Here is a 10,345-nt window from a genome sequence, read left to right on the forward strand (position 1 = left end):
CCCACGCTCCGCGTGGGAACGCCGCCGCCCCGGACGCTCCGCGTCCCACCGCACCACTGAATTGAGGAGTCTGAAATGTCCAACATCATCCGCCCAGCCCTGAGCTTGCTGGTACTCATGACCCTGATCACCGGCGTGGCCTACCCGCTGGTAGTCACCGGCGTGGCCCAAGTGGCCTTCCCCGATCAAGCCAATGGCAGCCTGGTGCGCGACGCCAGCGGCAAGGTGCGTGGCTCCAGCCTGATCGCCCAGGACTTCACTGGTGACCGCTGGTTTCACCCACGCCCGTCAGCCGGTGCTTTTGCCACCGTGTCCAGCAGTGCCAGTAACCTGGGCCCCAGCAATCCGGCCTTGGCGACTCGCATATTCGAGGACGCCAGCAAGCAGTCAGTGCCTGGCCAGGGCCCGGTGCCACTGGCCTCGCTGACAACCTCCGGCAGCGGCCTTGATCCACACTTGCCACCGCAGGCGATTGCCTATCAACTGGCGCGAGTGGCGGCGGCGCGAAATGTGCCGGTGTCGACCTTGCAGCGGTTGCTGGATGAGCACATCGAAAGCCCGTTGGTTGGCCCGCCTGTCGTAAATGTCCTGGCCCTGAACATGGCTTTGGAAACGTTGTAAGCCTTGCGACCGCCATCGCGGGCAAGCCCGGCTCCCACATTTAGAATGCATTCCACTGTGTGAGCCGGGCTTGCCCGCGATGGCGGCCTTGAAGACTCTCCATCAATACCTGAAGGAACCCCCGAGCATGAGCGACGCCGGCCGCGCCGATGCCCTGTTAGCCGATCTGCCCCGGGACGGCCGTGGCCGGCTTAAAGTCTTCCTCGGCGCCGCGCCCGGTGTGGGTAAGACCTACGCCATGCTCCAGGCGGCCCATACCCAACTGCGCCAGGGCGTGCGTCTGATCGCTGGGGTGGTCGAAACCCACGGCCGTGCCGAGACCGAAGCCTTGCTCAGCGGCCTGCCGCAACAACCGCTGTTGCGCAGCGAATACCGTGGCGTGATGCTCGAAGAAATGGACCTCGACGGCCTGCTCGCCGCCAAGCCAAAGCTGGTGCTGGTGGATGAGCTGGCCCACAGCAACGCCCCCGGCAGCCGTCATGAAAAACGCTGGCAAGACATCCAGGAACTGCTCGCCGCCGGCATCAACGTGTTCACTACGGTCAACGTCCAGCACCTGGAAAGTCTCAACGACCAAGTGCGTGGTATCACCGGCGTGCAAGTGCGCGAAACCCTGCCGGACTGGGTGCTGCAAGAGGCCGACGAACTGTTGCTGATCGACCTGCCGTCTCGCGAGCTGCTCGAGCGCCTGCGTGACGGCAAGGTGTATGTGCCCGAACAGGCGCGTGCGGCCATCGATGCGTTTTTCACCCAGACCAACCTCATGGCCCTGCGCGAGCTGGCCATGCAAACCGCCGCCGCCCACGTCGACGACGACCTGGCCCAGGGCTACCGCCAACTGGGCCAGGCCGCGCCGGCAGTGCGTGGGCGCCTGTTGGTCGGTGTGGATGGCGATGCGCAAGCCGAACGCCTGGTGCGCCATGCCAGCCGCGTGGCCCAGCGTCGGCATTTGCCCTGGAGCCTGGTGCACATCGACAACGGCCGTGCTCGGGATGAGCAATCGCGCCTGCGCCTGCAAAACGCCCAGCAACTGGCAGAGCGGCTGGGCGGGGAAGTGGTGTTGCTGCGCGCCGGGGAAGTGGCCAAGACCCTGATCCAGCACGCCGTCGAACGCCGTGCCAGTTTAGTGCTGGTGGGGCAGTCACGGATGCGCTGGCGGCGGCGCTTGTTCGGTGGCGGCTTGGCGGCACGCCTGTTGCGCAATGCCCGCGGCTTGGAAATCAACGTCCTCGACAGCGATGACATGCCTGCACCGCCACGTCTGCCGGAGGTACGCGGGTTGGTGTGGTTCGATTACGCCTTGGCGGTGGTGGCGACCCTCGCCGCTGCCGCAGTGGCCTGGGCCGTGTCCAGTGCGTTGGCGCTGCCGAACATCTCTTTGGTATTTCTCGCCGCCGTGCTGCTGGTGGCGGTGCGCAGCAGCCTGGGGCCGTCCCTGGTGTGTGCGGCACTGTCGTTTTTGACTTACGATTTTCTGTTTATTCCGCCGAATTTTTCCTTCGCCATCCAGCGCGAAGAAGACGTGCTGACCCTGTTGTTCTTCCTGTTGATGGCAGCGTTGACCGGCAACCTCGCCGCACGCCAGCGCCGCCAGTTGCAGGCGTTGCGCGATACCCAGGAAGAAACCAGCGAGCTGCTCGACCTGTCGCGCAAGCTCACCGCTGCCACCGACCGCCAAGCTGTCATCAGTGCCGCCGCCCACCATCTGCAAGGTTGGAACGACCTCGACCTGTGCCTGGTCAATCGCGACGGGCAGGGCGGCTGGAAGGTCGAGACCGGTGGCCCGTTGACCCTCACCGAAGCCGAACGCGCGGCCGCTGATTGGGCCTGGCAGCATGACCAGCCGGCCGGCATGGGCACCGGCACCTTGCCGTTTGGGCGTTGGTGGTGGTGGCCGCTGTCAGGTGAAGAGGGGCCCTTGGGGTTGCTGGGTGTCAGTGCCAAGCCTGGCCTGGAATTGAGCGGGCAACGTCGACGTTTACTCACCGCGTTGAGCCAACCGCTGGCCCAGGCGCTGGCGCGGGCACAACTGGGGCAGGAGCTGGAATCGGCGCGCCTGCACGGCGAAACCGAACAACTGCGCAGCGCTTTGCTCGCGTCGGTGTCTCACGATTTGCGCACGCCATTGACGTCCATGCGCGGCAGCATCGACAGCCTGCTGGCCCTGGGTGAAGCCATCCCGCTGGAGGATCGCCGCGAATTGCTCGAAGGCACCCGTGATGAAGCCGAGCGCCTGGACCGCTATATCCAGAACCTGCTGGACATGACACGCCTGGGTCATGGTGCGCTGAAACTGGCACGCGATTGGGTGTCGCCCGGCGATATTGTCGGCAGTGCCCTTGGGCGACTGCGCGCCGTGCTGGCGCCGTTGCAGGTGAGCACCGATGTGCCGCCGGAGCTGCCTTTGTTGTATGTGCATGCGGCGTTGATTGAGCAGGCCTTGGTCAACGTGTTGGAAAACGCCGCACGGTTTTCGCCCCCCCAGGGCCGCTTGCAGTTGCGCGCTGGGGTGCAGGATGAGCAGTTGTTTTTTGCCGTGGCGGATGAAGGACCGGGGATTCCCGAGGAGGAGCGGGCGAAGATTTTCGACATGTTCTACACCGCTGCCCGTGGTGATCGAGGCGGACAGGGCACCGGCCTCGGCTTGGCGATCTGCCAGGGCATGGTCGGCGCGCACGGTGGGCATATCAGCGTGGCCGATGGCATTGACGGGCGGGGCACCTGCATCACTTTGTTTTTGCCGTTGCCGACACCACCAGTCCTGGAACACAACCTGTAGGAGCGAGCTTGCTCGCGAAGGTCGTTAACGATAATGATGACGTCCTGAATGCACGCGGTGCCTAGAGGTTTTTCGCGAGCAAGCTCGCTCCTACAGGGGGGTGATTTTTTAATGGGTTTTGATGAGACACCATGAGCCAGACCGCGACGATTCTTGTCATTGATGACGAACCGCAGATCCGCAAATTTCTGCGCATCAGCCTGGCTTCCCAAGGCTATAAGGTCATCGAAGCCGGCACCGGCAACGAAGGCCTGGCCCAGGCGGCCTTGAGCAAACCGGATTTGCTGGTGCTCGACCTGGGCCTGCCCGACATGGACGGTCAGCAGGTGCTGCGCGAGTTTCGCGAATGGTCCACGGTGCCGGTGCTGGTGCTGTCGGTGCGGGCCAGCGAAGGTCAGAAGGTCGAGGCCCTCGACGGTGGCGCCAATGACTACGTGACCAAACCGTTCGGCATCCAGGAGTTTCTTGCCCGTGTGCGTGCACTGTTGCGCCAGGCACCGGCCGGAGAGGCCCAGGAAGCCGCCTTGAATTTTGGCCCGTTGACGGTCGACCTGGCCTATCGTCGCGTGCTGCTCGACGGAGCTGAAGTGGCGCTGACCCGCAAGGAATACGCAGTGCTGGCGCAGTTGGCACGCCACCCGGGGCGGGTGATTACCCAACAGCAATTGCTCAAGGACATCTGGGGGCCAACCCATACCGAGGACAGCCACTACCTGCGGATCGTGGTGGGGCACCTGCGCCAGAAGCTGGCGGATGACCCGACCCGGCCACGGTTTATCGTGACTGAGGCGGGGGTGGGGTATCGGTTGCTAGGTGCCTGAATCTGTGGTGCCTGCGCTGGCGCCATCGCAGGCAAGCCAGCTCCCACAGTTGAAATACATGCCCCTGTGGGAGCCGGGCTTGCCCGCGATGAGGCCATCTGCAACACCCACACGCTCAACTCTGTTCGCTTTCATACCGATCCAACGTATCACTGGCAATCTCCCGCCCCAAAGCGATCAACTCCGGCGCTTTATAGAACTCGAAAAACCGGCACACCCGCTTCGGCACGTTGATCAGCACATCGGGCGGATACCCAGCGATCTTGTATTGCGCCAAGGAGGTTTGCATCACCTCGAAACTCTGGTTGATCAGGTCCAGCAGCGATGCAGGCCCGACGTTGTCGATGATGAACGAGCCGGTCGCCGACTTCGGTGCGCCGGCTTTCTCCGGCGCCGCGGCAGGTTGCTGGGCTTCGGGTTCGGCAGACTCCAGCCACGGGTTGATTTCGGCGGCCTGGGCCTGCAAGGCTTCTTGTTCCAGTTTCATCAACTGCTCGGCCTGTTTGCGGCGAAACGGCAGGTGCGAACCCAGTGACTTGGCCAGGCTGTTGAAGCGGCTCTTGAACGCTGGCGGGCGCTGGATCACCGGCAATTGATAGTGCTTCTGGTTGGTGGCGTTGAGGTTGACCGCAATGATCAAGTCACAGTGGCTCGACACCACCGGCACGATGGGCAGCGGGTTGAGCAGGCCGCCGTCCACCAGCATACGGTTGCCTTGCATCACCGGGGTGAACAGGCTGGGGATGGCCGCCGAGGCGCGCATGGCCTGGTGCAGGCAGCCTTCCTGGAACCAGATCTCCTGTTGGTTGGTGAGGTCGGTGGCGACGGCGGTGTAGGGGATGCGCAGCTCCTCGATATTGATATCGCCGACGATCTTGCGGATTTGCCCGAACACCTTCTCACCGCGAATCGCTCCCAGGCGAAAGCTCACGTCCACCAGGCGCAAGACGTCGAGGTAGTCCAGGCTTTCGATCCAGTTGCGGTACTCGTCGAGCTTGCCGGCAGCGTAGATCCCACCCACCACGGCGCCCATGGAACAGCCGGCGATACAGGCGATGTCATAGCCGCGTCGTTCGATTTCCTCGATCACCCCGATATGGGCGTAGCCCCTGGCGCCACCGGAGCCCAGCACTAAGGCAACACGTTTCTTCATGGCCAGATCCTTCGCAAAACAGGGGCCCACAATGCACCCATCAAGGGGCCTGCTTCAATCCTTGCTGACAGCGCGCAAGATTTTTCCAGGCTCGCGATCAGGCTCGGGTATGCTCTGGCAATAGGTACTACCGATTTCAGGCTAAGGACAAGGCACTTTTCCCTGTAGGCAACGTCTACAGGCTACGACTGAATTTGTATATTTGAGGTGTCATCAATGAAAGCCTGGATCTGTGTGCCTGTGATCGTGCTGGCCTTGGCTGGTTGTGCCGGGAAAACCGCGTATCGCGACAGCTGTGGCTCGCAATTGGACGCCGCCTGGAAAGAACTGGACCTGGCCAAGGCCGAAGGTTTTGCCGGCACTGTCAGCTACTCCAAGGCGTTGTCGCTGTTGACTGGCGCCAAGACTCAGCAGCAGTTTGAAGCGTTCGAGGGCTGCTCCAACAAGGCCGAGAAAGCGCGGTTCTACATTCGTGAGTCTCGCGCCGGGCGATGACCCCGCAGCGGGCAGGATTTTTTATCGAAAAGTGAGGGCAGGATGTCAGCGTTGGTCAATCAGTTAGTCGCTCAGGTCATTGGCCTGGAAGTAGGGTTACTGAGCTGCCAGGCTCGCCTCGCCGCCGTCACTGACGATGAAGCCTTGCATGATTTGCGCACCACTGTGCGACGCCTGCGCAGCCTGTTGCGCCCTTTGCGCGGGCTGCCCGGTGTCGAACAGCTTGAATTGGCCGCCAGCACGGTTGGCCAACTGACTACGCCGCTACGCGACCGAGAGGTGCTGGCGGCGTATTTGCATCAGCACGGTTATCACGACGCGGCTGATCGACGCCTGCGTCTGCAGCCCGAGGCTTATCGCCAGGTGGCGCAAAGCCCGGAGCTGGCGCACTTGCTGCTGATCCTGGATGCGTTCCCACGGTTTATCCGCGCATCCCAGCACCAGAAACTGCTCAAGGGCTTGCGCCCGCGTATCCAGAAACGCCTGGCCAAGCAATGGCAGGCACTCGATGGCGCCTTGAAGGACCCCGATCATGACCGCCACCGGCTACGGTTGCTGATCAAGCGTGTGCGCTATGCCGCCGAGGCGTATCCCGAGCTGGACAAATTACCCACCAAGGCCCTGTCGCACTTGAAGAAAGCCCAGAGCGCGCTGGGTGACTGGCATGACTGTTGGCAGTGGCTGGCCCAGGCCGGGCACGAGCCTGACTTGCAACCCTGCGTAGCAGTGTGGCAGCGCACCATGCTCAAGGCGCAAGGCAAGGCCGACCGCGTGTTGGACACACTCAGCGCCGAGTGTTTTTAAACCGGTCCGGTTTTTGGCCGGAATAGGCGCTGTGCCTGTGCAATTCGATGGTTAAGATTCCTCCAGGATTTTCTTGATGTGAGGTCGCCATGCGCTTTAGTGATTTGCTCGACGCTGCCCGTAGCAATCCGCTGGATGTCACCATCCCTGCCGAATGGGCCCAGGGCCGGGCCACCTTTGGCGGGCTGGTCGCTGCCTTGCAGTACGAGGCGCTGCGCGCCCAGGTGCCGGCGGACCGACCGCTGCGCTCGCTGGCCATCACCTTTGTCGGCCCGGTAGCGCCGGATGTACCTGCCAGCTATCAAGTCGAAGTGCTGCGCGAAGGCAAGGCGGTCAGCCAGTTGCTGGGGCGCGTGGTGCAGAACGGTGAAGTGGCGACCCTGGTCCAGGCCAGTTTTGGCGCCTCTCGCCCCTCCGAAATTGACGTGGCAAGTGAGCCGCCACCGGTATTCAAACATTGGGATGAGTGCCAGGAACTGCCCTATATCAAGGGCGTTACCCCCGAATTCATGCGTCATTTGGCAATGCGCTGGAGTGTCGGTGGCCTGCCGTTTACCGGCAATAAATCTCGCGAGATGGGCGGTTGGGTACGGTTGAGAGGGGATGTAAAAGAAGAGCCACTGACCGAGGCGCACATCCTCGCCCTGGTCGACGCCTGGCCGCCGGCGCTACTGCCACACCTCAAAAAGCCCGCGCCGGGCAGCACCCTGACCTGGACCATCGAGTTCATCCAGCCGTTGCAAGACCTGACTACGCTCGACTGGTGCCAGTACCACGTCAACATCGAACACGCCCGCGACGGCTATGGCCACGCGGCCGCTGCGTTGTGGAGCCCGACCGGCGAGTTGATCGCCCTCAGCCGCCAGACCGTGGTGGTGTTCGCCTGAACCCGCCGGTCAGTGGTGGTGCCGCTGCCGCCAGGCGCGCCACCAGCCACCGCTGAGCACAAAGCGCGGGAAGGTCACGAACTGCTCAACCACCAGGCGCTGCACCGCATCTTTGCGATCACTGAACGGCTCACTGGCCTGGGCTTCCAGGCTATGGCCGTGACGCTGCAACGCCAGGCCCGCGACAATGCCAATCACACCGACCGCGAAGCTGGCCAGGCTCAGGCTGAACACGCCCGACACGATCAGTAGGAAACCGACGATAAACAGCGGCACGGCAATCAGGTGCAACGCCAGGTTGGTTGGGTGCTGATGGTTCTGTGGGTACTGACGCCATTGCCAGGCGGGGAGATTGGGGTGACGTTTGCCCATGGTGGTGAATCCTCTGTCCGTTGAAACAACTTGGACAGAGTTTAGGTTGAGGTGGGCAGGGTGGCGAATTGGGGCTGGCTATGGGGGTCATAGGCTGCAATTTAGGCGGAGTGACCCTCATGCCCAAATGACACAGTCATGATCATCCATATGTACCAAGAACGTCAGCTCTTTATCGGTTATCCAAAACGGATATCCGGTGGTTTCGGCTAACACAGAGGCTAGCACTCGAGCGTTTTCCATTCTCCAGGCGCTATACGCTGAGTCAAATACCAACAGAACCAGGCCATTCCCGCTAATGCGATGCGGCATCTCCTTCCAAAAGTCAGGGTTGTGTTCGGTGCTTTTCTCGTTCAGTTCGATGGGATCAAGCACATTGCTCTGCGCTTTGAAGAATTTTCTCGTCAGAGAGCTTATCAACAAGTTGAGTTCGCTCGAATCAAGCTTTCCAGCGTCGAGGTTCAGCGCATTACAGGCTTCGTCTATTTCGTCTTCCAGGTAACTCATCAGGGGACACCTATTCTGGACCGGCTGACAGGAACCAGTTGGAGCAGTATATGGCCTCTTTTGGCTCCTCCGTCGCCTCTCTTTCCAGGTGTTTGATAGCCAATATGAGGTGATTTCGGGCCTTCTTTACTTGGCACGAGCATAGGATCGTCAATATTCACTTCCGCTCCTCTATTGGGACCGGTTTGTACTCGCCATTCTGTTGGAAATGATTTGCCATATTGGTCTTTGCCCCATTTCGATACGCTGTATTCGGACCTGGGTATACCCGTTCTGCGAAAAGCCTCATCCAAACCATCGGTGGGAAAGAGTAGCGCCGTGGGTGTGAATGTGGGAAGGATTCCAGTCTGTTAAGCGCAGATCCCCTGTGGGAGCGGGCTTGCCCGCGAAGGCGGTGTGTCAGTCACTGCCTCTGTTACTGCACTACCGCTTTCGCAGGCAAGCCAGCTCCCACTTTTGATCTTCGTTGCTTTGAGTATTGCGTTCGCTTGACTGATCGGCACCAAGGCTTACCTCCGATGTTGTTGGGTCAGTTTGCACATGCATTGGCTGGTTCACAGTTATCGAGGTCAAGTCCCATCCCATATTCGATATTCAGAGTGTCTAGGGTAAGGAGATTTACCTGAACGGCATCAAGACTGTATGAAGTACAAATTAGATGTGGACCCTTCGATTTTCTTGGCTTTGCCCTTTTTTAGGTACGCATTGAACTCACGTTCCAAGGCTTGTTTATCTGTATATTTTTTGTACTTGCAGGGTGTTTCGCATGCGTACATATACAGCCTCCACGAGTCGAAACCGTCGATCCTATCGTCCGGGCCGTAATCAAAGTCGACACATATTTCAGATAAGTAAACACTGCAACCAATACCGTGCAGCTCGTAGGTGACATTTGCAGCGACCGTCCCACGCTGCGGGATTTTTTTGGATCGCCACAGACCAATGATATTTTTGGTTCCAAACACTTGCTCAAGTAAGTCGGTAGCCTTTTTTACTTGCTCCAAGTATTCTGTGATCAAATGTTCTAGCGTCTGAGCTCTCATCGTCTAGGCCTTTCCAGTCTATCCAGTCCTACTGCATTTGAAGCGTCTATTACGTCCTGGGTGCTGTTGAACGAGCTGTTATGGTCACCTATATTCTGGATTAGTTTTATGGTGACTGGCGTCTTTGTTTGTCTTGCAGCGGCAGCTCGGTGGTGCCCATCAACAATATAGCGTTGCTCGTTATACTCAAAAACGTCTATTGGCGTATTTTTATCGTATCCGTCGTTTCGCATACTGCGAGCAATTTCTTCCACACGCTTGGTTGACCGCTTCCCTTCAATGCTGTGTGTTCTATTTAAGAAGGTTGCGTCTACTCCGTGAACAAGAGGAGCTGAAGGCTGTCCATCATCCACGCTCGATTTGTAGGATGGATCGTCAGCACTCGTTTGCTTTTTACACCCATCATCGCCTGGGCATGAATTCAAGCCTAGCGGGTCTACCCACCCTGTCGGATTGGGCACGTACTGGTAGCCATTGATCCCACCCGCCAACTTCACCGGGTCCGGCGTCAGATAGCGACCAATATCCGGATTGTAGTAGCGATGGCGGTTGTAGTGCAGTCCGCTTTCCGCATCGAAATACTGCCCTTGAAACCGCAGCGGGTTTTCGATGTTGCCTACGTCGAGCCGGGCGATCTGGCCGTAGGCGCGGTAGTGGGCGGACCAGACGATTTCGCCCTCGGGGTTGGTCAGTTCCTGCGGGGTGCCGAGGTGGTCGAGTTGGTAGTGGTAGGGCTTGGTTTCTTTTGGGCCGAAACCGTCCAACAGTGCCAGTGGGCGGAAGCTGCCGGGTTCGTAGAGGTAGCTGCGATGGCGTTCTGCATGGTGTTCGGCAATTAGCTTGTCGCCTTGCCAGAAAAACTC

The 10,345-nt window shown here is 60.0% G+C and carries 12 protein-coding genes; 6 read left to right on the forward strand and 6 right to left on the reverse strand.

The features are described 5' to 3' along the window. Positions 1 to 75: 75 nt before the first annotated feature. From kdpC to JMV15_RS04560, 3 genes are all read left to right on the forward strand, one after another. Positions 76 to 621 (forward strand): potassium-transporting ATPase subunit KdpC, encoded by a 546-nt coding sequence (gene kdpC, locus JMV15_RS04550; protein WP_014717642.1) that lies wholly within the window; start codon positions 76 to 78, stop codon positions 619 to 621. 127 nt (positions 622 to 748) lie between these two features. Further along, positions 749 to 3,400 (forward strand): sensor histidine kinase, encoded by a 2,652-nt coding sequence (locus tag JMV15_RS04555; protein WP_038449518.1) that lies wholly within the window; start codon positions 749 to 751, stop codon positions 3,398 to 3,400. 131 nt (positions 3,401 to 3,531) lie between these two features. Next, entirely contained in the window at positions 3,532 to 4,221 is a 690-nt protein-coding gene (locus JMV15_RS04560) for a response regulator (RefSeq protein WP_019821397.1), read from the forward strand. Positions 4,222 to 4,336: 115 nt separating this feature from the next. On the opposite strand, the gene JMV15_RS04565 is transcribed toward JMV15_RS04560, so the two are convergent. Next, the gene (locus tag JMV15_RS04565; RefSeq protein WP_003189836.1) at positions 4,337 to 5,374 is read right to left on the reverse strand and encodes a patatin-like phospholipase family protein; all 1,038 of its coding nucleotides are present in this window, start codon (positions 5,372 to 5,374) and stop codon (positions 4,337 to 4,339) included. Between the two features lie 216 nt (positions 5,375 to 5,590). Here JMV15_RS04565 and JMV15_RS04570 point away from each other — a divergent pair, with 216 nt between their 5' ends. The 3 genes from JMV15_RS04570 (at position 5,591) to JMV15_RS04580 (ending at position 7,560) form a co-directional block, all read left to right on the forward strand. Then, positions 5,591 to 5,869: a hypothetical protein gene (locus JMV15_RS04570; RefSeq protein WP_003189839.1), complete on the forward strand. Its 279-nt coding sequence runs from the start codon at positions 5,591 to 5,593 to the stop codon at positions 5,867 to 5,869. A 42-nt stretch (positions 5,870 to 5,911) separates the two neighbouring features. Beyond that, positions 5,912 to 6,673, forward strand: coding sequence for a CHAD domain-containing protein (locus tag JMV15_RS04575; RefSeq protein ID WP_014717645.1), 762 nt, complete (start codon positions 5,912 to 5,914; stop codon positions 6,671 to 6,673). Positions 6,674 to 6,762: 89 nt separating this feature from the next. Next, on the forward strand, positions 6,763 to 7,560 hold the full coding sequence (locus tag JMV15_RS04580) for an acyl-CoA thioesterase (RefSeq protein WP_014717646.1): 798 nt from the start codon (positions 6,763 to 6,765) through the stop codon (positions 7,558 to 7,560). A 9-nt stretch (positions 7,561 to 7,569) separates the two neighbouring features. Here JMV15_RS04580 and JMV15_RS04585 read toward each other — a convergent pair whose 3' ends face one another. From JMV15_RS04585 to JMV15_RS04605, 5 genes are all read right to left on the reverse strand, one after another. Beyond that, positions 7,570 to 7,932: an Mpo1-like protein gene (locus JMV15_RS04585; protein WP_003189844.1), complete on the reverse strand. Its 363-nt coding sequence runs from the start codon at positions 7,930 to 7,932 to the stop codon at positions 7,570 to 7,572. A 117-nt stretch (positions 7,933 to 8,049) separates the two neighbouring features. Beyond that, positions 8,050 to 8,439: a hypothetical protein gene (locus JMV15_RS04590; protein WP_019821403.1), complete on the reverse strand. Its 390-nt coding sequence runs from the start codon at positions 8,437 to 8,439 to the stop codon at positions 8,050 to 8,052. Beyond that, positions 8,439 to 8,780, reverse strand: a complete 342-nt coding sequence (locus JMV15_RS04595) for a polymorphic toxin type 47 domain-containing protein (RefSeq protein WP_073844178.1) — start codon at positions 8,778 to 8,780, stop codon at positions 8,439 to 8,441. Before JMV15_RS04595 ends, JMV15_RS04590 begins: the two co-directional genes overlap by 1 nt. A 291-nt stretch (positions 8,781 to 9,071) precedes the next feature. Further along, entirely contained in the window at positions 9,072 to 9,482 is a 411-nt protein-coding gene (locus JMV15_RS04600; RefSeq protein ID WP_038449521.1) for a DUF6896 domain-containing protein, read from the reverse strand. After that, positions 9,479 to 10,345 (reverse strand): RHS repeat-associated core domain-containing protein (locus JMV15_RS04605; RefSeq protein ID WP_201491304.1); only part of this gene is annotated, 867 nt, incomplete at its 5' end. The genes JMV15_RS04600 and JMV15_RS04605, both read right to left, overlap by 4 nt.

This window comes from Pseudomonas paracarnis, from assembly GCF_904063055.1.
Classification (GTDB): domain Bacteria; phylum Pseudomonadota; class Gammaproteobacteria; order Pseudomonadales; family Pseudomonadaceae; genus Aquipseudomonas; species Aquipseudomonas paracarnis.

Excerpts from the sequence above, each read along its gene's own strand:
- JMV15_RS04585 (WP_003189844.1), bottom strand. The coding sequence starts at position 7,932 with ATGGGCAAACGTCACCCCAATCTCCCCGCCTGGCAATGGCGTCAGTAC.
- JMV15_RS04590 (WP_019821403.1), bottom strand. The coding sequence starts at position 8,439 with ATGAGTTACCTGGAAGACGAAATAGACGAAGCCTGTAATGCGCTGAAC.
- JMV15_RS04570 (WP_003189839.1), top strand. The coding sequence starts at position 5,591 with ATGAAAGCCTGGATCTGTGTGCCTGTGATCGTGCTGGCCTTGGCTGGT.
- JMV15_RS04565 (WP_003189836.1), bottom strand. The coding sequence starts at position 5,374 with ATGAAGAAACGTGTTGCCTTAGTGCTGGGCTCCGGTGGCGCCAGGGGC.
- kdpC (WP_014717642.1), top strand. The coding sequence starts at position 76 with ATGTCCAACATCATCCGCCCAGCCCTGAGCTTGCTGGTACTCATGACC.
- JMV15_RS04580 (WP_014717646.1), top strand. The coding sequence starts at position 6,763 with ATGCGCTTTAGTGATTTGCTCGACGCTGCCCGTAGCAATCCGCTGGAT.
- JMV15_RS04600 (WP_038449521.1), bottom strand. The coding sequence starts at position 9,482 with ATGAGAGCTCAGACGCTAGAACATTTGATCACAGAATACTTGGAGCAA.
- JMV15_RS04560 (WP_019821397.1), top strand. The coding sequence starts at position 3,532 with ATGAGCCAGACCGCGACGATTCTTGTCATTGATGACGAACCGCAGATC.
- JMV15_RS04575 (WP_014717645.1), top strand. The coding sequence starts at position 5,912 with ATGTCAGCGTTGGTCAATCAGTTAGTCGCTCAGGTCATTGGCCTGGAA.
- JMV15_RS04555 (WP_038449518.1), top strand. The coding sequence starts at position 749 with ATGAGCGACGCCGGCCGCGCCGATGCCCTGTTAGCCGATCTGCCCCGG.